Raw genomic sequence first — 20,160 nt, forward strand, 5'->3', positions numbered from 1 at the left:
TCGCATCCGTTTTGCGGTTGCCCCTGCCTAACAAGCCGCGCCACCGGGACGCCAGCGAAAAGGGCGGCGACCGCGCCGCCGCCCCTCGGTCTCAACCGCTCAGGCCCATGTTGACGGGCTCCGGCGCGGGGATCGGCTGGCTGGCCGTCACCTCTGCCCCCGGTGCCGGGGCCAGCTCCATATCGGCGCACCAGCCCTGCCCCGATCCGCGCAGGTAGAAACCGAAGGCCAGCGTTACAGTGCCCTCGGGGATATCGAGCACGATCCGGCGCCGCTCCCATCCCATCGTGCCCGCGAGTGGTCCGGTCTCGCCCTGCCGGTCTTCCAGGTTATCAAAGGCCAGGTTATACGACCGGTCGGTCCCATCGGCCCGCAGCCAGATGGTGACTGCGCCCGCGACATCCTCGGCCCGCAGATGCGCCGTCAAAGCGACGCGGGTCCCAAGGAATGGTGCGGCATCAACGCTTTGCATCAGGGTTCCGAAGGCATTGTCAGGGTCGGCACCGGGGCGAAGGCGGATGGTGGCGCAGGGGGCGCCCTCTGGCCCGGCCCCTTCGTCGAGCCCCATGTCGAAGCGCTCCGCCTTGTCGCCGCCGCGTCGCCAGCCTTTCGGAATGGGTCCAAGCGTTGGCATCGGCGTCAGCCGCGCGACAAGGGCGTTCCAATCGCGCACCCCCTCCAACCGCGCGAGCAGATCGAGCGCCTGTCCATGGGCGACGTCATGGCCGATGTCGGACAGGGCCGTGCGCAGGATGCGGGCCTGTGCCTTGGCCCGTTCAATCGTTGTGATCTGTGTCATGTGTTTCCCTCGGGAGGGCCGGAACAGGAGCTGTCCGCATTGCCGCCCGGCCCCATGAAACAAGGGATTTCCAAGCTGCCTGCCATCCCTTCACCCCGGACCGGAGGCCCTGCGGACGGCTGGCGGGATGGAGCCGTTGGGATCAGGTAAGACCGCGAGTCGGCTTTCGTCAACTCGAAGGTTGCGCCGGGCGGCCGTGCGCGAAACACTGGGCGGATGCAGCGCGTGATGATCATCGGGCAACCCGGATCGGGGAAGTCCACACTGGCGCGGGAGGTCGGCGAGATCGCGCATCTGCCGGTCTTCCATATGGATCACATCCACTGGCAACCCGGGTGGGTGGAGCGCAGTCCGGACGAGAAGGATGTCCTTTGCTCCCAGATACATTCGATGGACCGATGGGTGTTCGAGGGCGGCCACAGGCGGAGCTGGCCGGAACGGCTGGCCCGGGCAGATACGGTGATCTGGCTGGACATGCCCGTCACCCTGCGGCTTTGGCGGGTGACACGCCGGACGCTACGGTACAACGGACGGTCGCGACCGGACCTGCCCCCGGATTGTCCGGAGCGGCTGAACGCGGAGTTCTACGGTTTCATCTGGCGCACGAGGACCAGCGGACGCGAGAAGTGCGCGGCCCTGTTCGACATGACCCGAGAGGATCAGGCGCGTCATCATTTTACCAGTGCGAAGGCCGTACGGGGCTATCTGCACGCGCTGCGCTATGTGGCGCGGCGCGGCAATCTGGGCATTTCGCACCGCTAGCGACCCCCCGAAAACCGACGTCGGACCCACGGGTGATCCATGGATGATCCACGGGTGACGTCGGCGCCGACAGGCCTCAGTCGGTCAGCGTGGCCCCAAGGGCCGTCATCAATGGGCGGAAGATCGGGAAGGACGTGGCAATCGGGCCCGCGTCGTCCACGGTGATCGCCTGCGCCGAGGCGAGGCCCGCGCAGAGGAAGCTCATGGCGATGCGGTGGTCGAGGTGGACCGCGACTGTCGCGCTGCCGGTCACGCCGCCCGGCCCGCGCCCGTCGACCTCCCACCAATCCTCGCCGTCGCGGACCGTCACGCCGCAATCGCGCAGACCCGTGGCCATGGCGTCGATGCGGTCGCATTCCTTGACGCGCAGTTCGGCCACGCCGCGCATGATGGTGGTGCCCGTCGCATTTGCGGCCACGACCGAGAGGATGGGATATTCGTCGATCATCGAAGCGGCGCGGTCGGGCGGCACCTCGATCCCCTGCATGTCGGGCGAGAAGCGGGCGCGCAGGTCGGCGACCGGCTCGCCGCCTTCCTCGCGCGGGTTCTCATAGGTCAGGTCCGCGCCCATGTCCCGCAACGTCTGGAACAGGCCCGCCCGGGTGGGGTTGAGACCGATGTTCGGGACCAGAACATCCGAGCCGGGCACGATCAGCGCGGCACAGACCGGGAAGGCGGCCGACGACGGATCACGCGGCACGACGATGGTCTGGGGCCGAAGCTCGGGGCGACCAAGCAGGGTGATCTCGCGCCCCTCGGGGGTGTCCCGCGTCTCGATCTGGGCGCCGAAGCCGCGCAGCATCCGCTCCGAATGGTCGCGGGTGGCCTCGCGTTCGATCACCACGGTCTCGCCCGGGGCATTCAAGCCCGCCAGAAGCACCGCCGACTTGACCTGCGCACTGGCCACCGGGGTGGCATAGCGGACGGGGACGGGGTCGGCGGCCCCCACGATGGTCATCGGCAGCCGCCCGCCGGAGCGCCCGTGGGCCACCGCCCCGAACAGCGCCAGCGGATCGGTCACCCGCGCCATGGGCCGTTTGCGCAAGGACGCGTCGCCGGTGTAGGTCACCGCGAAATCATGGGTCGCCGCCGCCCCCATCAAAAGGCGGACGCCGGTGCCGGAATTGCCGCAGTCGATGACGTCCTCAGGCTCCATCAACCCGCCGACGCCGACGCCCCGGACGACCCAGGTGTCGCCGTCGCGGGTCACCGTCGCGCCGAAGGCCTGCATCGCCTTTCCCGTGTCCAGAACGTCCTGACCTTCCAGCAGGCCGGTCACCCGCGTTTCGCCCACGGCCATGGCGCCCAGGATCAGCGACCGATGGCTGATCGACTTGTCGCCGGGTACATCGGCGATGCCGGTCAGCGGGCCGGAAGCGCGGGCGGTCAGGGGGGTGGCAGGTCCGTGGCTCATGAAGTCTCTCCGTCGCGGTCGGTTGCGGAATAGACGGGCGGGCGACGGGCGTCCATGGCACATCTGGTGCGATTTCGCGGGCGCGGCCCTGTGCGGCGACGGCGTGTCGCCCTATGTCGCAGGGCATGAAACGCAGAACCCTTCTCGGTCTTGGCGCCCTGCTTGGTGTCGGGGCCTGCGCCACCCGCGAGGTCACCATGGGCAACCGATACTACCAGGGGCCCGTCAGCGATCATTTCGACGGCACCGCCTTTTTCAACCCGGACGGCACGCCGCCGCGCGGCTTTCGCGACCTCGTCCGCTGGCAGACATCCGGCAAGCGTCAGGATTGGCCCGCAAGCGTGGGCATCACGCAGACCCGGCCAGAGGCGCTGGTGGAGGACCTGCGGGTGACGATGGTGGGCCATGCCTCGGTCCTGATCCAGGCGGGGGGCCTCAACATCCTGACCGATCCGGTGTGGTCGCACCGCGTCAGCCCGGTCAGCTTTGCAGGCCCCGCACGGGTGACCGCGCCCGGGATCGCGTTTGACGACCTGCCGCCCATCGATGCCGTGCTGCTGAGCCACAACCACTATGACCACATGGACCTTGCGACGCTGAAGCGCCTGCACGGGCGGTTCGGGATGCCGGTGCTGACCCCGCTTGGCAACGATACCATCGTGCGGGGCGACGTGCCCGGGATCGACGTGCGGGCGGGCGATTGGGGCGACGTGCTGGAGGGCGGCGGCGTCACGGCGCGTCTGCTGCGGTGCCACCACTGGAGCGCGCGAGGAACGCGGGACCGGTCGCATGCCCTGTGGTGTTCCTTCGCGGTCGAGACACCGGCGGGGCGGATTCTGGTGATGGGGGACACCGGCTATGACCGGGGGCGGCCCTATCAGGCGGCGGCGGAGCATGGACCCTACCGATTGGCCATCATCCCCATCGGGGCCTATGCGCCGCGCTGGTTCATGGAGGCGCAGCACCAGAACCCCGAAGAGGCCGTGGCGGGCTTCCGGGCCTCGGGCGCGCGGCACGCCATGGCGCATCACTGGGGCACGTTCCAGCTGACCGACGAGGCGCGCGACGAGCCGCCCGCGCGCCTGCGGGCGGCCCTGGCCGCGGCGGAGATCACACCGGAGCGGTTTCGCGTGGTGCCGCCCGGAGCCGTCTGGGACGTCCCCGACTGAGGGCGCCGGGGGTTTCACACCCCCGGACCCCCGTGGAGTATTTCGAAAGCAGAGAAGACAGGCTCAGATCTGGCGGCAGCCGAGGTCGTCGATGGCCCTGTCGTATTGAGCGATGCGTCCCTTGGACCGTCGGGTCGCCGCCTGAACCGGGTCGAGACCGGGAAGGGGTTCCGTGGCGAAAGATGTCGCCAGAAGGTCGCGTAGTTGAGCCAGGGCCAGATTGCCTGCGTCCGGGTGGGGATGGCGAAAGGTCACGGTCCGACGCTCATGGGTTCATTCCCGCAGGTGCGGTGCGACGGCAAACAGCAGGGCGACAGCGATGGCAGCCAGGACGATGGCGCGCCGCATCGGCCCGTCAGTCCCGGCGGAAGGTCATGTAGTGGGGGGTGCGGTCTTCGCGGATGGCCTTGGCCTCGTAGCGGGTGCGGGTCCAGTCGGACCAGGGGTCGCGCCAGTCGGCGGCGGTTTCGGCCAGCCAGGTGAAGCCGTGGCGTGGCACCTCCTCCAGCGTCTGGCGGACGTAGTCGGGGATGTCGGTGGCGACGCGGAACTCGGCTCCGGGTTTCAGGACACGGGCCAAAGGGGCAAGGTGTTCGTCGGTCACGAAGCGGCGGCGGTGGTGGCGCGCCTTGGGCCAGGGGTCGGGGTAGAGGAGGAAGGCCTTGGAGATGGAGGCCGGTGGCAGGACATCGAAGAGGTCTCGGGCGTCGCCGGGATGGATGCGCACGTTGTCCACATCGGCGCGGCGCAATTTGCCCAAGAGCATGGCGACACCGTTGATGTAGGGTTCGGCACCGATGATGCCCACGCCGGGGTTGAGCGCGGCCTGATGGATCATGTGCTCGCCCCCGCCGAAGCCGATTTCGAGCCAGACGTCGCACCCCCCGAAGAGCGCATCGAGATCAAGGGGGGTGCGGTCGGGGTTCGCGTCCCAGTCGACAGCGCCGGGCGAAAGGGCGGCGAGGTCGGCGTCGAGATAGCCCTCCTGCGAGGCCTTGAGGTGCTTGCCCTTGCGGCGGCCATAGAAATTTCGATGGGGACGGTCGGTCATGGGAATCGGGTCGGGCCTTGCGTATCTGGAAAGCGGGAAAGGGCTGGTCAGGCGGCGGTGAAGCGGTTGACGTGGCCCATCTTGCGGCCCGCGCGCACCTCGGCCTTGCCGTAGAGGTGCACTTGCGTGGCGGGGGCGGCGAGCAGGTCGGGCAGCCGGTCCATGTCGTCGCCGATCAGGTTCTCCATCACCACATCCACCTGCCGCTGCCCGTCGCCGAGGGGCAGGCCCGCGACGGCGCGGATATGCTGCTCGAACTGGTCGACGGCGCAGCCGGCCTGGGTCCAATGGCCCGAATTGTGGACGCGGGGGGCGACTTCGTTGACCACGAGGCCGCCGGGGGTCACGAAAAGCTCCACCCCCATGACGCCCACGTAGTCGAGCGCGTTGAGGATGCGCCCGGCCAGAAGGGCCGCGTCCATCCGCTGCGACGCGGTCAGGGTGGCGGGCACGGTGGTGGTGCGCAGGATGCCGTCGCGGTGGACGTTTTCGCCCGGATCATAGCAGACCACTTCGCCCGACAGGCCCCGGGCGGCGATGACGCTCACCTCGCGCTGGAAATCGACGAACCCTTCGAGGATGGCATCGGCCCCGGCCATGGCGTCGAACGCGGCCCCGGCCTGATCGGCGCTGTCGATGCGAACCTGGCCCTTGCCATCATATCCCAGACGCCGGGTCTTCAGGATGGCGGGCGTGCCGAGGTCGGCCAACGCCGCCTGCAGGGCGGCAAGGTCGGGGATGTCGCGGAAGGGGGCGCAGGTCAGGCCCAGATCGGTGAGGAACGCCTTTTCGGTCAGCCTGTCCTGACTGACGGCCAGCGCCCGGCGGCCGGGGCGGATGGGGCGGCGGGCTTCCAGCGCGTCGAGGGCGGAGGTGGGGATATTCTCGAACTCGTAGGTGACCACATCGACGGCATCGGCAAAGCGCGCCAGGGCCCCGACATCGTCATAACCGGCCTGAAGGTGGAAATTGGCCACATGCGAGGCGGGGCAATCGCCCGCCGGTTCGAACACGCAGGTCTTGTAGCCCAGTCGGCTGGCCGCGACCGACAGCATCCGGCCCAACTGACCGCCGCCCAGAATGCCGATGGTGGCCCCGGGGGGCAGCGCGGTCATTCCGGCACCTCGGGGATTGAGGCCGACAGATCCGCGCGCCACTGGTCGAGGCGCGCGGCCAGACCGGGGTCCGACAGCGCCAGGATGCCCGCCGCCATCAACCCCGCATTGGCCGCCCCCGCCGCCCCGATGGCCATGGTCGCGACCGGAAAGCCGCGCGGCATCTGGACGATGGAATAGAGGCTGTCGACGCCGCCGAGCGCCTTGGTTTGGATCGGCACACCGACGACGGGCACGCGGGTCTTCGATGCCATCATCCCCGGCAGATGGGCGGCCCCGCCTGCGCCCGCGATGATGACCCTGAGGCCCCGGTCGGCAGCGGTCTTGCCATAGTCCCACAGCCGGTCGGGCGTGCGGTGCGCCGACACGATCCGCGTCTCGTAGGCCACGCCGAGCGCGTCGAGGATATCGGCGGCTTCCTTCATGGTCGGCCAATCGGACGTCGAGCCCATGATGATGCCGACGGGCGGTGTGTCTGTCATGGGGACCTCAGGCGATGATGTCGGGGGTCAGCTCATCCTCGATCCGCGCGATGCGGTCCTTGAGGGCGAGTTTCTGTTTCTTGAGCCGCTTGATGGCCAGCACATCGGGCAGCACCCGCTCCTCGAGCGCGGCGATCGCGGAGTCGAGGTCGCGGTGCTCCTGACGCAGCACTTCCAGCCGGACGCGCAGCACATCCTCGTGGTTCATCTCTTCTGGCGGATTGGACACGGGGCTTTGGCCTTCGTTGCGGGTTGGCGCCTGTTACACCCGGTCGCACCGCGAATCCAAGCATCTTGACGCCCGGCTCTGCCGATCCCACATCTTCACCACGGGACCGATGCCGCCAGCCGGGTCGTCCCCAGACTTCGGATCGCTTCGAGAAGGACCCGACCCATGACCAAGCCGACCTTCGGCACGCACCCCTTCCTGCTCGGCTTCGATGAGCTTGAGCGTCTGGTGGAACGCACCGCCCGCACCGGAAACGAGGGTTATCCGCCCTACAACATCGAACAGACGGGCGAATCCGGCTTTCGCATCACCCTGGCCGTAGCCGGTTTCGGCGACGACGACCTGTCGATCACGCTGGAAGATCGCCAATTGGTCGTGCGCGGCCGGTCCCGCGACGACAGTGGTCAGGTGTTCCTGCACCGGGGCATCGCCGCACGGCAATTCCAGCGTGCCTTCGTGCTGGCCGACGGGGTCGAGGTGCGGGGTGCGGAACTGCAAAACGGTCTTTTGCACATCGATTTGCAACGATCTGTCCCCGAGAACGTTGTGCAGACGATACGTATCGAAACCGCCAAGCCCCAGACGCGAAAGGACCAGACAGATGAAGCATGAACGCGATATCGAGGCCGTCGGCGGAGCGCTTGTCTATGTGCGCGCCGTGCCGGTCGACGACCTTCCCGACGATCTGCGCAGCGAGGCCGAAATCGGCGGGCTGGACGTGCTCTATGCCCTGCACCGGGCCGATGGCGCGCAGGTCGCGCTGGTCGGGAACCGGGCGCTGGCCTTCAACCTGGCGCGCCAGAACGATTTGACGCCGGTAAGCGTTCACTGACGATTGCGCGGACGGCGGTCACGGGCCGCCGTCTCCCTGCGCCCCCGTTGAAGAAGGTCGTGGGAAAGCGACCCGATGCGTTTGGTTTTCGGAACTTGTCGGCAGGCTAGGCCAAGCAGGCCCACCCCAACGAATAAGCATGTTCGACCCAAACCGGACTCGCGATGAAGGGCGCGCTAAGGTTCGATGTGCGGGACAAAGGGTGAATTCGCTGCGGTTGCGCCAAATTCTGCTTCGACGCCAAAGCGCATTTAGTCAGTACCGTAAATCATTGCAGCATACTCGCGAACCTCATCCGATGTTTGACGTTCTATTTCGCTTAAGTAGTCCAAGAATTCGTCTGTGTCAGCTAGCGAGAATATACGGGCCTTGTAGTCCAACTCAGTCGCAAGCGGTTCTTCCTTCAATAATGCAGCGCAGCGCTTGTCGATGAAGAGTGCATTCACGTATGGCGCATACGTCGAGATTGTCCTCACATCGTTCAAGAGCCCACGATCAACTATTTTCTTCTCGCCCATGACGACCCGCCTAGCTACAGCGGCGAATAAGTAAGATGAAATCCTTTGGTGTGGTATTTCCCGATGCCGTTCCCAATGCCAGAATTTCCTGATTTCAATCGGCTGCTGGTTTTCGTCAACTCCACGATCTTCAAGTACGTGGCAAAGCTCTCTGTACTCGCGATAAATCTGCCTACCTGAACTCTCAAGAAGCGCCAGCGGGTCGTTTGGGTCAGGATTTGAGACTTCCTCAAACCACTTCGCAAAGGCCTGCTTCTTTGTTGGCCCAATTGCTGAAAACTCACTTTCAAGTACATCAGCGAACGTTGCCTTCCTCTCAATCCAAGTGTCCGCGAGGTGTTTCATTGCATCATGCACTTCGCCCCTTACGGCGCGAATGTGATCTGCGAATTGGCTGTAATCGGCCCGCACGCCTACGTGCATATCTGGCAGCCATTCGTTTCTTCGGCTATCCGCAATCTCATCTATGTCGAGAGACACAGCAGGCTCCGCCGCATCGAAGTACGCCTTTGCGAACCGAATGTCCTGCAAAAGCTCGACGTCGCGAGAATCCATTAGGGAAACGTCACCACCGAAAAACTGATATAGACCGCGCAAGTCTATTGGACTGTGGAAGACCGTTGTCTCGTCATGATGGATGTTGGAATGGGGCAAGAAGACTTGCTGCAAAAGAACGCACCGCCTTAGCAGCGTATAGACCTCTTTCGCAAAGGCTTCATGGCCCTTTGGCAGGTTACCTTCGTTCTTGACGTTGTAGATCATGCTGAACATGAACTGGTCCAGATAGATCGCCTTTTTGTCTAGTTCGGGCAGCGGGATTTGCACCGTCGCTCGACAGTTGGTGCAGCGTTTGGTCAACAATTGGCCCCCGGCTGAGAGGATGCCCATTGTCGTTTGACCGCACTTAGCGCATCGTGTGAATGGCCCGCGTTCCCATGTAAATCCGCTCAATCTAAAATCTCCGCTTGCAAGTAGTCGATCTTGACCGTGCTATCGAAAGCGGACTTTTGTGCACTTTGCAGCATCAGTCAATTTGGGCTCGAACCGGACCTTCGCCGCACGTTGCACGAAGGTCCGCTTACCCGTCCCCGCGTGCAATTTCGCTCAGTGACCTGATACGAAAGTCGGTTTTGCCTGACATCTGACACCCGGCCCGCCGACGTTAGTGCCGAAATCGAAACGCCGATGCCGCGCCCGTCACCGGACCGCCCAGACAGGCCCCGCTCGGCCGCCGGGTCAGGGATCGCGCGCGTGGCATTGAACACCCCGCGTTGCGCGCCGCCCCCCGGCGAACGCCCCATATGCCGGATCGTGTGCACGGATGTAATACAGGTGTCATACGCATGTCACACCGCGCATTCGCCATGAAAAAAGGTGTTTTCACCCGGTTTTCGGGGGTCGCGGAAATTTTTTGTTTCAACCCCGTGATCGCGCCCGCACCCGTCCCCCGAACGCCAAGGGGCGCCCCCATGGGACGCCCCTTGCCGGTCTCTCGGCGGTGGATCAGCCCTTGATCAGGCCCATCGACTCCAGCTTCAGCAAGACCTGCTGCGCGCAGTTGTCCACTTCGTAGCCTTCGGTATCGACCACCAGTTCGGGGGTCGTCGGCGCCTCGTAGGGGTCGGAAATGCCGGTAAATTCCGGGATCTTGCCCGCCCGCGCCAGTTTGTAGAGACCCTTGCGGTCGCGCCGCTCGCATTCCTCCAGCGACGTGGCCACGTGGACCTCGACGAAGGCGCCATAGGCTTCGATCATCTCGCGCGCGGCGCGGCGGGTCGCGGTATAGGGCGCAATGGGCGCACAGATGGCGATCCCGCCGTTCTTGGTGATTTCCGACGCGACATAGCCGATGCGGCGGATGTTGATGTCGCGATGCTCCTTGGAGAACGTCAGCTCGGACGACAGATGCTTGCGCACCACGTCGCCGTCCAGAAGCGTGACGGGGCGGCCGCCCATCTCCATCAGCTTGACCATGATCGCATTGGCGATGGTCGACTTGCCCGACCCGGAGAGGCCGGTGAAGAAGACGGTGAACCCCTGCTGCGAGCGCGGCGGCGACGTGCGGCGCAACTCCTTGACCACCTCGGGGAAGGAGAACCACTCGGGGATGTCCAGCCCTTCGCGCAGGCGGCGGCGCAATTCAGTGCCCGAGATGTTCAGGATGGTGACATTGTCGCGATCCTCGATCTCGTCATTGGGCTCGTATTGGGCACGTTCCTGCACATAGACCATGTGCTTGAAGTCGACCATTTCGCAGCCGATCTCGTCCTGATGCTTGCGGAACAGATCCTGCGCATCATAGGGCCCATAGAAATCCTCGCCCGCCGAATTGTTGCCGGGGCCCGCGTGGTCGCGGCCCACGATCATGTGGGTGCAGCCGTGGTTGCGACGGATGATGCCGTGCCACACCGCCTCGCGCGGGCCGGCCATGCGCATCGCCAGATTGAGCAGTGACATGGTGGTCGTCGACGGCTGATACTTGTCCAGCACCGCCTCATAGCAGCGCACGCGGGTGAAGTGGTCCACATCGCCCGGCTTGGTCAGGCCCACGACGGGGTGGATCAGCAGGTTGGCCTGCGCCTCACGGGCGGCGCGGAACGTCAGCTCCTGATGGGCACGATGCAGCGGGTTGCGCGTCTGGAAGGCCACGACACGACGCCAGCCCATCTTGCGGAAATAGGCGCGCAATTCATTGGGCGTGTCGCGCCGGGCGCGGAAATCGTAATGCACCGGCGGCTGGATCCCGGTGATGGCCCCACCCAGATAGATCGTCCCGGCGGTGTTGTGCAGATAGTTGACCGCCGGATGCGCCAGATCGTCGGCGCCAAAGACCTTTTCGGCCTCGACCGCCTTATCGGGGCGATAGATGTCGCTGACCGACAGGATGGCCAGGATGACACCCTCCTGGTCGCGCAGGGCGATGTCCTTGCCCTCCTCGATGCTCTCGGCGAACTTCTCGGACACATCAAGGGTGATGGGCATAGGCCAGAGCGTGCCATCGGCCAGGCGCATCTTGTCGACCACCGACTCGTAATCGGCCTTGCCGAGGAACCCCTTGAGCGGGTTGAACCCGCCGTTCATCAACAGTTCCAGATCGCAGATCTGGCGCGGCGTCATATCCCAGCTTATCAGGTCGGCGGCGTCGACCTTCAGTTTCTGGGCACTGTCGTAGCTGACATAGAGTTCGGGAATGGGCGCAAGATTCGCGGCATCAAAGGACATCGTACAAACTTTCCTTTCGGCCCCACTGGCGGGCCTGAGAGACGGATGGGGGCCTCTAGACCCATCCCCAAGGGGATTTCAAGGCCACAGGGGTGGGCGGCGGCGTTGCAGCGCCATCAAAGCTGACCATGGGTCACCCGTCGAGGTAGGGGGCGAAGCAGGCCGCCTGATCCGCGTCGGGCGCGGCCCGCCCCGCAATGATCGCGCGCGCCGCCTGCGCCCGCCCGTCCGCCGGGTCGCGGGCCAGCAGGGCGTCGACCGCCCTTGTATCCCGGCTGCGGATCGCATCGACCAGGGGGCCGTCCCGCTCGGGGTCGGCATCGGGGCATTGCCCGCCCGTCACCGCCAGCGCGCGGGGGCCCGCGTCGCCCGAAGGGGCCGCACCGCCGCCGCAGCCCGCCAAAGCCGCGACCGACAGGAGCAGCGCCGCCCGGATCATTCGGCCGGTTCCTCGGTCGGGGCGCCATATCCAAGCGGTTCGGTCTGGTCCTGCGCGATCTCGCTGTCCAGCCCGTGTTCCGCCAGAAACCGCTCCGCCTCCAACGCGGCCATGCAGCCCATGCCGGCCGAGGTGACCGCCTGCCGGTAGATGTGATCGGTCAGGTCCCCCGCCGCAAAGACACCCGGGATGCTGGTCGCGGTGCTGTCGGGCGCGGTCTTGACGTAGCCGCCCATGTGCAGCTCAAGCCAGTCCTTCACCAGACCCGAGGCGGGCGCATGGCCGATGGCCACAAAAAACCCGTGGACTGCAATTTCCCGCGTGGCCCCGGTTTCGCGATGCTTCAGGCGCAGCCCCTCGACCCCGCGCGGGTTCTGCGCGCCCAGGACCTCATCGACCTCATGGTCCCAGATCACCTCGACCTTCGGATGCTTGAACAGCCGGTCCTGCAGGATCTTTTCGGCCCTGAGGCTGTCGCGGCGGTGGATCAGCGTGACCTTGCTGGCGAAGTTGGTCAGGAACAGAGCCTCTTCGACGGCGGTGTTGCCGCCGCCCACCACGGCGACGTCCTTGCCGCGATAGAAGAAGCCGTCGCAGGTCGCGCAGGCCGAGACGCCGAAGCCCTTGAAATGCTCCTCGGAGGGCAGGCCCAGCCATTTCGCCTGCGCCCCCGTCGCCAGGATCAGCGCGTCGCAGGTATAGGTATTGCCCCCGTCACTGACGGCGGTGAAGGGCCGCTGCGACAGGTCGAGCGAGGCGATGTGGTCGCTGATGATCTCGGTCCCGACGGCGCGGGCATGCTCCTCCATCCGCACCATCAGGTCGGGGCCCTGCACCTCGGTGTCGCCGGGCCAGTTCTCGACCTCGGTCGTGATCGTCAGCTGGCCGCCGGGCTGGATGCCCTGGATCAGAACGGGCTCCAGCATGGCGCGGCTGGCATAGACGGCGGCGGTATATCCCGCCGGACCGGATCCGATGATGAGAACCTTGGAGTGGCGCGCTTCTGACATGGGGACCTCGCTGTTTGGCCTCGGGATATAGGCGGCGAATCGGGTCGTGCGAAAGCCCCCGAAGGCCAGACGTGAACACCCCGCCCACCCAGGCGGATCGACCGCCCATTCGTGAAACTTTCTTGCGCGCGACCCATGGCTGTGAGACATGAACGAAAAATTCGCAGGGATTGTCCATGCCGCAGCACAAACTCGACCCGATCGACCGTCAGATCCTGTCCGAACTGCAGGCCGACGGACGCATGACCAATGTCGAACTTGCACGCCGCGTCGGCATCAGCGCACCGCCCTGCCTGCGCCGCGTGCGCGCGCTCGAGGAAGCCGGGCTGATCCACGGCTATCATGCCGACGTCAACGCCCGCGCCCTGGGGTTCGAGGTGCAGGTCTTCGCCATGGTCTCCCTCGCGCGCCAGGCCGAGACGGACCTGTCCGCCTTCGAAGAGCTGTGCCGCCAATGGCCGCTCGTCCGCGAATGCCACATGCTGAACGGCGAGATCGACTTCATCCTGAAATGCGTGGCCCCAGACCTGTCCACCTTCCAGTCGTTCCTGACCGGTCAACTGACGGCGGCGGAAAACGTGGCCTCGGTCAAGACGTCGCTGGTGATCCGCGGGGCCAAGGACACGCCCGGCGTCCCCTTCGAGGTGCTGGAAGAACGCCTCAAGCAGGAGGCGTGACTGGCCCCGGTCGGTCAGGCCCACCGGACCGCCGACCATAAATTCGCCGAAAACACGGATTAGTCGTCCGGCATGTCACAGCTGCCGCCGCCCTCCCCCAGCACGTCCCGCCTTCTGACCGCGACCGTCATCTGGCAATCCGGCTGTCTTGCCATCGTCGTCGGACTTTATCTCTTTCTCGGGGTGGCGGGGGTCGGGTCAGTCGTCACCGTGCCCACGTGGTATCTGGTGCTGGCCTGGGCGCTTGCCATCCTGACCATCCCTCCCAGTCTGTTCGCCCTCTCCTACAGCCTCTCGCGCAGTGCGCGCGCCATCAGCCTGCCCGCAATCGGGTTCAGCAGCGTCCTCTTGGCGGCGATGACCCTTGGTGCGTTCGCCTGGGCTTTGCCGCTCCTGTCGACCTTCGTGGTCTCCGCTCCGCAGCAGATCGAGATGCGCGTGACAGGCACCCAAAGCCTGCTGCGGCGCTATGTCGGATGCGCGGACACCGTATCGTTCGGGCATTGGTATCGACCCGGCGGAAAGGTCTGTGTGCCCACGGCCACCTCGCTCTACCGCGGGACGATGTTCGGCCTTGAGGGCGCAGGCAACACCTGGGCGATGCGCGTGACCCGGGTGACCTCGGGCCCGTTCCCGGTCGTCAACGTCTCGAACGGTGGGTAGCAACGACGGGGGCAGCAAAGGGGCTGGCAAATCACCCGTCCTGCTCGCACAAATGCCTATCCGCCACAAAGGACATCGCCATGCCCCTCCCCAGCTTCCACATGATCGACGCCGCCCCGCAGCCGGTCGCCACCTTCTCCCATTGCGCAGAAATCGACGGCTGGGTGTTCCTGACCGGCCAGATGCCGACCTGGCCCGGTGAGCCGGATCGCCCCCTGCCGGACGGTGTCGAGGCACAGACCCGCCGCGTCATGGACAACCTTATTCTGGTGCTGGAGGGCATGGGCCTCGGCCTTGAGAACGTGGCACAGGCGCGCGTCTATCTGACCGAATTCGACCGCGACTATGCCGCCATGAACCAGACCTATCAGGGCTATTTCGCCCCCGGGAAACTGCCCGCGCGCACCTGTATCGGGGTCACGGGCCTGGCCGTCGGCGCGCTGGTGGAGATCGACATGGTCGCCCGCAGGCCCTGACCCGCCACGGCCCCGCACGCGACGCCCCCCGAACCCCTGACGCAAAAGGCCCGCCCGGTTGTCCGCGCGGGCCCTTCCGATCGTCAGCGGTGACTTACAGCTTCAACGCCGGGATGATCTGCTTCTTGCGGCTCATCACGCCGGGCAACACCACCGCATCGCCCGACACCGACGCGCCGAAGCTCTTCTCCGCGAGCGTCTTGACCAGGTCGTTGGGCACCAGCAGCGTCGCCTCCTCGTTCAGGATGTCGACCACGAAGAGCAACACCTGCTCCACCCCGTCCTCGGCCGCGACCGGGCCCATCGCCTCCATCAGCGCGGCCTTGCGGTCCAGCACCATGCCCGGCGACGTCGTCTCCAGCACCGAGACGCGGAACTTGGTGCCGCCCACGGCGTATTCCTTGCTGTCCATCCGCAGCAATTCCGCCTCCGAGAACGCTGACACATCCGACTTCGCCGCGAACATCTCGGCGGCATAGGCCGGGATCTCGACGCCCAGATCACCCGCCAGACGCTCGGCCAGCGCGCGGTCGTGGTCGGTCGTGGTGGGCGAGCGGAATTCCAGCGTGTCCGACAGGATGCAGGTCAGCATCGCGCCCTTGATCGCTTCGGGCGCCGTCGACAGGCTCGACCCCATGAGGTCGGCCATGATCGTCGCGGTGCAGGCCAGCGGGCGGATCGTGATGTCGATCGGCTCCGCCGTCTCCAACCCGCCGACCAGCTTGTGATGGTCGATGATGGCGCGGATGTCGGCGGCGTTGATGTCGGCGGGCAATTCCGCCGGGTTGTTGGTGTCGACGATCACCACCGCCTGCCCCTCGGCCACGCCGCTGATGATCTCGGGCTTCTCCAGCCCCCAACGCTGCAACATGAACGCGGCTTCGGTGTTCGGCTCGCCCAGCAGGACCGCCTTGGCGGGCGTGCCCACGACTTCGGTCAGATACCAGGCCCAGGCGATCGGCGATCCGGTGGAATCGGTGTCGGGGGACTTGTGGCCGAAAACGAGCGTTGTCATCGTGTCTATCCGTGCTGGGAATGGGTCGCGCGGGGCCTTAGCGTGACCGGCGCGGGATGTCACGGGTCAACTGTCGAAAGGGGCCAGATGCGCGAGACGGATCTCTATGCGCCGATCAAGGCCTTTCTCGAGGCGCAGGATTACACGGTGAAGGGCGAGATCGGCCCGGCGGATGTCGTCGCCCTCCGGGGCGATGAGCCGCCGGTGATCGTCGAACTCAAGACCGGCTTCTCCCTCGCCCTCATCCACCAGGGCATCGACCGGCAGGCGGTGACGCCCCACGTCTATCTCGCCGTGCCCGACGTGGCCGGGCGACGCGGCCATGCGGCCTTCAAGGCGAACCTGAAACTCGCCCGGCGCCTGGGCCTGGGCGTGCTGACCGTCCGCCTGCGCGACGCTCTGGTGACCGTCCACTGCGACCCCGGCCCCTTCCAGCCCCGACTGTCGAAGAAACCGCGCGAGCGTCTTCTGCGCGAATTCGCGGCCCGCCGCGGCGACCCGGCCCAGGGCGGCGCCACCCGCGACGGTCTCGTGACCGCATACCGCCAGGACGCGACGATCATCGCCGCCCACCTCGCCGCCCAAGGCCCCACCAAAGGCGCCCATGTCGCGGCCGCGACCGATATCAAACGCGCCACCACCATCCTGCGCGACAACCACTACGGCTGGTTCAGCCGCGTCTCGGTCGGAGTTTACGAGTTGACGGAGGCGGGGCGCGGGACGGTTGGCGAGGACGAGCGAGACACGTGAGCCGGTCTGGTCCGAAAGCCTCAGGAGCCACCATTGAGCCGGTCACAGATGCAAATACGCGCACGCGCCGGAGGTCCGTTTTGAGCCCAACGTCATCGATGCTGCACAACGAACGAACGGCTGCTTCATCGTCGAGTGGCCATGAACGTGACAAAACCAACGCGAGTTTTGCCAGGGGTTTGTGACACACGACCTTCTAAGGATTTCAGCAGCCACTCGGCAAGTGACAGAAACGACCGTTTATGACGCACAGGTTCTGGCAAGGGGTTTCTGTCCAGCTACTGATGATCGCGGCGAACGTCGCTTGCGGCCCGGTTCGTGGGGAAGTTATTCTCTGCGTCGAGACAACACCCACCCCGGAAACTTTTTTGCCGTACCCTGAAGCCCGTGTTTCCATCCGCACTGGACGTCCCGATGAGGCTGATGCACTTGCAAAACTTCACGTAGATGTTTGGCGCGCGACCTATCGCGATTATGCTTCTGCCGAAGCATTTAAGATGTTGGACGAGGCAAAGCGTCTTCCATATTGGCAGGACGCGCTGTTGGACAAACGCCCATGCGCGGGCGTCTTCGTCGCTGAACAGGATGCGTCGCTTCTTGGTGTGGTGAGCTACGGTCCATCTCAGCATGAGTCCTTCGCCGGACGGACAGAAATCAAGCATCTCTATGTCGCGGAGCTGGCGCGAGGGCTCGGAGTCGGACGCTTGCTGCTCAAGGCGGTATTAGACGATGAGAGTGCTGCTCGACCCGGCCTAGCGCTCGCTGTCGTGCGACAGAACAACTCGGCTCGACGCTTCTACAAGAAGATGGGTGGAGCAGAAATTGGAACATTCATTGATCCAGGTCCACTCTGGAAGTCTGAGAATATCATTGTCGCATGGGACTAGTGGCAAGGGGTGAATGCCAAAACTGGCACGTTTCTGTCACTGGCGATAACGACCGTTTTTTGGATCATAGGTTACGGCAAAGGGTTATTTTCCGCTGCGCGGCACAAGTCGTACCTTCGGCGCGCCAAGGAGGAACTTCCGTTTCGAGAGGCAATACTTGGCGGAACTGTTTTGATCCGTTGACTTCCAGGATGGGGACCTCCTTTGTTGTTCTTAACCAGCAAGAGGACATTGCGATAGAACTTCAGGCATTCTTGGTCTTCGCGGCGACACAGGCCGTCGTGATCGCGTCGCCCGGTCCGTCCGCGATCCTCGTGGCATCGCAAGGCGCGACGAACGGCTGGCCCAGGACCGTATTCCAAATGTTCGGGATGATGGTCGCAACAGCGATCTACTTCATTATGTCTGCGACTGGGCTGGCCGCTCTCATCCTCGCTTCCAACCTTGTCTTCCAAATCATCAAATGGGTCGGCGTCGGCTACCTCATCTATCTCGGCCTTACCGCCTTGCTCAGTCGGTCGGGTGGTCTCGCGGTCGGGCGGACGGGTAAAACGAGGTCCCGGAAGGCTCTCTTCTCGCAAGGCTTTGTCGTGGAGTTCGCCAATCCCAAGGTGCTTCTTTTCTTCGCAGCGATCCTCCCGCAGTTCCTCGACACCGCCGCGCCGATTGCGCCGCAGATGATCATCATGGGGCTGACGGGGGCTGCGATGCAGTTTGTGATTTACTCGGCCTACGCAAAGCTGGGGGACAAGCTTGCCAATGGCGGTCTGCGCGCCTGGATCGTCAGTGTGATCAACAGAACGGCCGGAGCGGCCCTCATTTTCGCGGGCATTAAGATGGCGAGCGTCACCGCCGAACGATAGGGCGCGGTCTAACAGCACGTCGAGCTGGAAGCCGCCAAGGACACAGCCTGTGCCAAAACTCAACCGTTTCTGTCACCGGCGATAACGACCGTTTTTGTCCGCACCCTAAAAGCGGTCACTAGCGCATTCACAGCGATAGCACGCTCCGCCCGCACAACCGACATCACCAGCCGCGCAAATCGTTGTCGATCGCAGTCCTTAAGCCTTGCGCAATCACACCCCGGTTTCCCCCGAAGCCCCCCGCCCCTGTCGACGAACGTCTTCCCACTCGCCCGACTCACGGCGCCATAGCCCCGAACACCGCCTGTTTCGTCTGCCGCGCGACCGGGCGCTGCCCGGTGTCCCGCGCGTATGTACGGGGGGTGTACAGGGGGTGTACGCCGGGTGACATGGTCCCGGGCCTTGCAAACAAGGGTGATCCGCGCCGGATGTGACGCGAAGGCCACAACAGACATGTGACTTGCCCCGCCCCCCCGAAACGCCCAACAACCGGGGATGAAACTTGCCTTCCTCACTGCTCTGGCCCTCTGTTTTCTCGCCGCAAACTCCCTCTTGACGCGGGCCGGCGTGTTGGACGGCACCGACCCGCTGGCCTTCGCCGCCATCCGCGTCGCCGCCGGTGCCGCCATGCTGGCCCTCCTCGCGGCGCGGCGCGGCATCACGCTGACCGGCGGGCGACGGTGGGGCGCGGCCACGGCGCTGCTCGTTTATCTTCTCGGGTTTTCATTGGCTTACCGGTCGCTCGACGCGGGCCTCGGTGCGCTCATCCTGTTCGCGACGGTGCAGATCGGGCTCTTTGCCCTGTCGCTGCTGCGGGGCGAAAAGTCGGGCCCGATCCGCCTGTTGGGCATGGGTCTGGCGCTGGCCGGGCTGGTCTGGCTCTTGCTGCCCGGCGGCGATTTGCAGACCGATCCGGTCGACGCCCTGCTGATGGTCACGGCGGGCCTGGCCTGGGCCGCCTACAGCTTCGCGGGCAAGTATGAACCCAAACCCCTCGCCGGATCGGCCGGGAATTTCCTGATCGCGACGCTGATGATGGGGGCCACGATACCCTTCTGGTACGGCGCGCAAGTCACTGGATTCGGGGCACTTATGGCGGTCATCTCGGGTGCCGTCGCCTCGGGTCTCGGCTATGCGATGCTGTTCCGGGTGCTGCCGCTGATGGGGGTCGCCACCTCGGGCGTAGCGCAACTGGCGGTGCCGGTCATCGCCATGGTCGCGGGCGCGATCCTGCTTGGCGAATGGCCCACAGCCCGCGCCATGGCGGCCGGCGGCTTGGTCCTGACGGGCATCCTGCTGGCCGTCCTGCGTCAGCCGATGAGCAATTCCAAGGGGTCGTAGGTCGGCGCATCCCGATCCATCCAGGCCACCTTGGGCAGCGCCTCCGGCCGGAAATTCATCCCCGCCATCTCGTCGCGGGTCACCCACCGGCGGCAGGTCACCACCCCTTCGGGATCCTGCCAATCATCCGACAGGGCACCGGCGGCCAGACGACAGCGAAAGAACACCTCGACCTGGTGAAATCCCCGGTCGGGCGCGTGGAATTCGTTCACCAGACAGGGCGCATCGACCGTCACCGTCAGCCCCGTTTCCTCCCGCACCTCGCGGGCCAGGTTGTCGGGCAGGCTGGCATGGGCCTCGACCCCGCCGCCGGGCGCGCACCACAGGTCGCTGCCCTTCGCCTCGGGCCAAGCATTGACCAACAGAAGGCGGTCGCGATGGACAAGCACCGCGCGGGCGGCAAGACGGACGGAGCGTAACATCCGCCATGACTAGCGCAGCACCAC

Annotated in this window: 24 protein-coding genes; 11 read left to right on the forward strand and 13 right to left on the reverse strand. The window is 65.3% G+C overall.

Annotated features, from left to right (window positions below; genetic code table 11):
• Positions 1-91 precede the first annotated feature (91 nt).
• A complete protein-coding gene (locus tag BM002_RS06395) occupies positions 92-799 on the reverse strand; it encodes a glyoxalase superfamily protein (protein ID WP_092778336.1) in 708 nt (235 codons plus the stop codon).
• Positions 800-1,015: 216 nt separating this feature from the next.
• Here BM002_RS06395 and BM002_RS06400 point away from each other — a divergent pair, with 216 nt between their 5' ends.
• On the forward strand, positions 1,016-1,561 hold the full coding sequence (locus BM002_RS06400; protein ID WP_092778338.1) for a P-loop NTPase family protein: 546 nt from the start codon (positions 1,016-1,018) through the stop codon (positions 1,559-1,561).
• A 76-nt stretch (positions 1,562-1,637) separates the two neighbouring features.
• On the opposite strand, the gene aroA is transcribed toward BM002_RS06400, so the two are convergent.
• Positions 1,638-2,975: a 3-phosphoshikimate 1-carboxyvinyltransferase gene (gene aroA / locus BM002_RS06405; RefSeq protein WP_092778340.1), complete on the reverse strand. Its 1,338-nt coding sequence runs from the start codon at positions 2,973-2,975 to the stop codon at positions 1,638-1,640.
• 125 nt (positions 2,976-3,100) lie between these two features.
• Between aroA and BM002_RS06410 the strand changes: the two genes are divergently transcribed.
• Positions 3,101-4,144: an MBL fold metallo-hydrolase gene (locus tag BM002_RS06410; RefSeq protein WP_092778890.1), complete on the forward strand. Its 1,044-nt coding sequence runs from the start codon at positions 3,101-3,103 to the stop codon at positions 4,142-4,144.
• Between the two features lie 63 nt (positions 4,145-4,207).
• Here the strand turns inward: BM002_RS06410 and BM002_RS06415 are convergent, their stop codons facing one another.
• The 5 genes from BM002_RS06415 to BM002_RS06435 all read right to left on the reverse strand — a co-directional run bounded on the left by BM002_RS06415 (position 4,208) and on the right by BM002_RS06435 (position 7,000).
• The gene (locus tag BM002_RS06415) at positions 4,208-4,399 is read right to left on the reverse strand and encodes a hypothetical protein (protein WP_092778342.1); all 192 of its coding nucleotides are present in this window, start codon (positions 4,397-4,399) and stop codon (positions 4,208-4,210) included.
• Positions 4,400-4,499: 100 nt separating this feature from the next.
• The gene (gene trmB / locus BM002_RS06420) at positions 4,500-5,195 is read right to left on the reverse strand and encodes a tRNA (guanine(46)-N(7))-methyltransferase TrmB (RefSeq protein ID WP_092778344.1); all 696 of its coding nucleotides are present in this window, start codon (positions 5,193-5,195) and stop codon (positions 4,500-4,502) included.
• Between the two features lie 47 nt (positions 5,196-5,242).
• A complete protein-coding gene (locus BM002_RS06425) occupies positions 5,243-6,310 on the reverse strand; it encodes a 5-(carboxyamino)imidazole ribonucleotide synthase (RefSeq protein WP_092778346.1) in 1,068 nt (355 codons plus the stop codon).
• Positions 6,307-6,792: a 5-(carboxyamino)imidazole ribonucleotide mutase gene (gene purE / locus BM002_RS06430; protein WP_092778348.1), complete on the reverse strand. Its 486-nt coding sequence runs from the start codon at positions 6,790-6,792 to the stop codon at positions 6,307-6,309. Before purE ends, BM002_RS06425 begins: the two co-directional genes overlap by 4 nt.
• 7 nt (positions 6,793-6,799) lie before the next feature.
• Positions 6,800-7,000: a YdcH family protein gene (locus BM002_RS06435; RefSeq protein ID WP_092778350.1), complete on the reverse strand. Its 201-nt coding sequence runs from the start codon at positions 6,998-7,000 to the stop codon at positions 6,800-6,802.
• Between the two features lie 186 nt (positions 7,001-7,186).
• Between BM002_RS06435 and BM002_RS06440 the strand changes: the two genes are divergently transcribed.
• The gene (locus BM002_RS06440) at positions 7,187-7,633 is read left to right on the forward strand and encodes an Hsp20 family protein (protein WP_092778352.1); all 447 of its coding nucleotides are present in this window, start codon (positions 7,187-7,189) and stop codon (positions 7,631-7,633) included.
• The gene (locus BM002_RS06445; protein ID WP_092778354.1) at positions 7,623-7,853 is read left to right on the forward strand and encodes a DUF1150 family protein; all 231 of its coding nucleotides are present in this window, start codon (positions 7,623-7,625) and stop codon (positions 7,851-7,853) included. Before BM002_RS06440 ends, BM002_RS06445 begins: the two co-directional genes overlap by 11 nt.
• A 251-nt stretch (positions 7,854-8,104) precedes the next feature.
• On the opposite strand, the gene BM002_RS06450 is transcribed toward BM002_RS06445, so the two are convergent.
• The 4 genes from BM002_RS06450 to trxB all read right to left on the reverse strand — a co-directional run bounded on the left by BM002_RS06450 (position 8,105) and on the right by trxB (position 13,042).
• Positions 8,105-9,259 carry a hypothetical protein gene (locus tag BM002_RS06450; protein ID WP_092778356.1) on the reverse strand — a complete coding sequence of 385 codons (1,155 nt, stop codon included), beginning with the start codon at positions 9,257-9,259 and terminating at the stop codon, positions 8,105-8,107.
• Positions 9,260-9,874: 615 nt separating this feature from the next.
• A complete protein-coding gene (locus BM002_RS06455) occupies positions 9,875-11,593 on the reverse strand; it encodes a bifunctional sulfate adenylyltransferase/adenylylsulfate kinase (protein WP_092778358.1) in 1,719 nt (572 codons plus the stop codon).
• A 133-nt stretch (positions 11,594-11,726) separates the two neighbouring features.
• Positions 11,727-12,032: a hypothetical protein gene (locus tag BM002_RS06460; protein ID WP_092778360.1), complete on the reverse strand. Its 306-nt coding sequence runs from the start codon at positions 12,030-12,032 to the stop codon at positions 11,727-11,729.
• Positions 12,029-13,042, reverse strand: a complete 1,014-nt coding sequence (gene trxB, locus BM002_RS06465) for a thioredoxin-disulfide reductase (protein ID WP_092778362.1) — start codon at positions 13,040-13,042, stop codon at positions 12,029-12,031. Before trxB ends, BM002_RS06460 begins: the two co-directional genes overlap by 4 nt.
• Positions 13,043-13,218: 176 nt before the next feature.
• Here trxB and BM002_RS06470 point away from each other — a divergent pair, with 176 nt between their 5' ends.
• The 3 genes from BM002_RS06470 to BM002_RS06480 all read left to right on the forward strand — a co-directional run bounded on the left by BM002_RS06470 (position 13,219) and on the right by BM002_RS06480 (position 14,858).
• Positions 13,219-13,719 carry an Lrp/AsnC family transcriptional regulator gene (locus BM002_RS06470; protein ID WP_092778364.1) on the forward strand — a complete coding sequence of 167 codons (501 nt, stop codon included), beginning with the start codon at positions 13,219-13,221 and terminating at the stop codon, positions 13,717-13,719.
• Positions 13,720-13,791: 72 nt separating this feature from the next.
• Positions 13,792-14,382 carry a hypothetical protein gene (locus BM002_RS06475; RefSeq protein WP_092778366.1) on the forward strand — a complete coding sequence of 197 codons (591 nt, stop codon included), beginning with the start codon at positions 13,792-13,794 and terminating at the stop codon, positions 14,380-14,382.
• Between the two features lie 80 nt (positions 14,383-14,462).
• Positions 14,463-14,858, forward strand: coding sequence for a RidA family protein (locus tag BM002_RS06480; protein ID WP_217641152.1), 396 nt, complete (start codon positions 14,463-14,465; stop codon positions 14,856-14,858).
• A gap of 94 nt (positions 14,859-14,952) precedes the next feature.
• On the opposite strand, the gene BM002_RS06485 is transcribed toward BM002_RS06480, so the two are convergent.
• The gene (locus BM002_RS06485) at positions 14,953-15,873 is read right to left on the reverse strand and encodes a manganese-dependent inorganic pyrophosphatase (protein ID WP_092778370.1); all 921 of its coding nucleotides are present in this window, start codon (positions 15,871-15,873) and stop codon (positions 14,953-14,955) included.
• An 87-nt stretch (positions 15,874-15,960) separates the two neighbouring features.
• On the opposite strand from BM002_RS06485, the gene BM002_RS06490 reads away from it, so the two are divergent.
• From BM002_RS06490 to BM002_RS06505, 4 genes are all read left to right on the forward strand, one after another.
• Positions 15,961-16,623 carry a DUF2161 domain-containing phosphodiesterase gene (locus BM002_RS06490; protein ID WP_092778372.1) on the forward strand — a complete coding sequence of 221 codons (663 nt, stop codon included), beginning with the start codon at positions 15,961-15,963 and terminating at the stop codon, positions 16,621-16,623.
• Between the two features lie 284 nt (positions 16,624-16,907).
• Complete coding sequence (locus BM002_RS06495) at positions 16,908-17,510, forward strand: GNAT family N-acetyltransferase (protein WP_175484818.1); 603 nt, start codon at positions 16,908-16,910, stop codon at positions 17,508-17,510.
• A 191-nt stretch (positions 17,511-17,701) separates the two neighbouring features.
• Positions 17,702-18,373, forward strand: a complete 672-nt coding sequence (locus tag BM002_RS06500; protein WP_217641153.1) for a LysE family translocator — start codon at positions 17,702-17,704, stop codon at positions 18,371-18,373.
• Between the two features lie 495 nt (positions 18,374-18,868).
• Complete coding sequence (locus tag BM002_RS06505) at positions 18,869-19,714, forward strand: DMT family transporter (RefSeq protein WP_092778376.1); 846 nt, start codon at positions 18,869-18,871, stop codon at positions 19,712-19,714.
• Here the strand turns inward: BM002_RS06505 and BM002_RS06510 are convergent.
• Entirely contained in the window at positions 19,684-20,136 is a 453-nt protein-coding gene (locus tag BM002_RS06510; RefSeq protein ID WP_092778378.1) for an NUDIX domain-containing protein, read from the reverse strand. The genes BM002_RS06505 and BM002_RS06510 overlap by 31 nt on opposite strands.
• Between the last annotated feature and the right edge of the window lie 24 nt (positions 20,137-20,160).

The sequence above is a fragment of the Jannaschia pohangensis genome, from assembly GCF_900113875.1.
Lineage (GTDB): Bacteria > Pseudomonadota > Alphaproteobacteria > Rhodobacterales > Rhodobacteraceae > Jannaschia > Jannaschia pohangensis.

What these genes read in the sequence shown, in the direction of transcription:
- BM002_RS06395 (WP_092778336.1), bottom strand. Translation starts at nt 799, where the DNA reads ATGACACAGATCACAACGATTGAACGGGCCAAGGCACAGGCCCGCATC.
- BM002_RS06400 (WP_092778338.1), top strand. Translation starts at nt 1,016, where the DNA reads ATGCAGCGCGTGATGATCATCGGGCAACCCGGATCGGGGAAGTCCACA.
- aroA (WP_092778340.1), bottom strand. Translation starts at nt 2,975, where the DNA reads ATGAGCCACGGACCTGCCACCCCCCTGACCGCCCGCGCTTCCGGCCCG.
- BM002_RS06410 (WP_092778890.1), top strand. Translation starts at nt 3,101, where the DNA reads ATGAAACGCAGAACCCTTCTCGGTCTTGGCGCCCTGCTTGGTGTCGGG.
- trmB (WP_092778344.1), bottom strand. Translation starts at nt 5,195, where the DNA reads ATGACCGACCGTCCCCATCGAAATTTCTATGGCCGCCGCAAGGGCAAG.
- BM002_RS06425 (WP_092778346.1), bottom strand. Translation starts at nt 6,310, where the DNA reads ATGACCGCGCTGCCCCCCGGGGCCACCATCGGCATTCTGGGCGGCGGT.
- purE (WP_092778348.1), bottom strand. Translation starts at nt 6,792, where the DNA reads ATGACAGACACACCGCCCGTCGGCATCATCATGGGCTCGACGTCCGAT.
- BM002_RS06435 (WP_092778350.1), bottom strand. Translation starts at nt 7,000, where the DNA reads ATGAACCACGAGGATGTGCTGCGCGTCCGGCTGGAAGTGCTGCGTCAG.
- BM002_RS06440 (WP_092778352.1), top strand. Translation starts at nt 7,187, where the DNA reads ATGACCAAGCCGACCTTCGGCACGCACCCCTTCCTGCTCGGCTTCGAT.
- BM002_RS06445 (WP_092778354.1), top strand. Translation starts at nt 7,623, where the DNA reads ATGAAGCATGAACGCGATATCGAGGCCGTCGGCGGAGCGCTTGTCTAT.
- BM002_RS06450 (WP_092778356.1), bottom strand. Translation starts at nt 9,259, where the DNA reads ATGGGCATCCTCTCAGCCGGGGGCCAATTGTTGACCAAACGCTGCACC.
- BM002_RS06455 (WP_092778358.1), bottom strand. Translation starts at nt 11,593, where the DNA reads ATGTCCTTTGATGCCGCGAATCTTGCGCCCATTCCCGAACTCTATGTC.
- BM002_RS06460 (WP_092778360.1), bottom strand. Translation starts at nt 12,032, where the DNA reads ATGATCCGGGCGGCGCTGCTCCTGTCGGTCGCGGCTTTGGCGGGCTGC.
- trxB (WP_092778362.1), bottom strand. Translation starts at nt 13,042, where the DNA reads ATGTCAGAAGCGCGCCACTCCAAGGTTCTCATCATCGGATCCGGTCCG.
- BM002_RS06470 (WP_092778364.1), top strand. Translation starts at nt 13,219, where the DNA reads ATGCCGCAGCACAAACTCGACCCGATCGACCGTCAGATCCTGTCCGAA.
- BM002_RS06475 (WP_092778366.1), top strand. Translation starts at nt 13,792, where the DNA reads ATGTCACAGCTGCCGCCGCCCTCCCCCAGCACGTCCCGCCTTCTGACC.
- BM002_RS06480 (WP_217641152.1), top strand. Translation starts at nt 14,463, where the DNA reads ATGCCCCTCCCCAGCTTCCACATGATCGACGCCGCCCCGCAGCCGGTC.
- BM002_RS06485 (WP_092778370.1), bottom strand. Translation starts at nt 15,873, where the DNA reads ATGACAACGCTCGTTTTCGGCCACAAGTCCCCCGACACCGATTCCACC.
- BM002_RS06490 (WP_092778372.1), top strand. Translation starts at nt 15,961, where the DNA reads ATGCGCGAGACGGATCTCTATGCGCCGATCAAGGCCTTTCTCGAGGCG.
- BM002_RS06495 (WP_175484818.1), top strand. Translation starts at nt 16,908, where the DNA reads ATGATCGCGGCGAACGTCGCTTGCGGCCCGGTTCGTGGGGAAGTTATT.
- BM002_RS06500 (WP_217641153.1), top strand. Translation starts at nt 17,702, where the DNA reads ATGGGGACCTCCTTTGTTGTTCTTAACCAGCAAGAGGACATTGCGATA.
- BM002_RS06505 (WP_092778376.1), top strand. Translation starts at nt 18,869, where the DNA reads ATGAAACTTGCCTTCCTCACTGCTCTGGCCCTCTGTTTTCTCGCCGCA.
- BM002_RS06510 (WP_092778378.1), bottom strand. Translation starts at nt 20,136, where the DNA reads ATGTTACGCTCCGTCCGTCTTGCCGCCCGCGCGGTGCTTGTCCATCGC.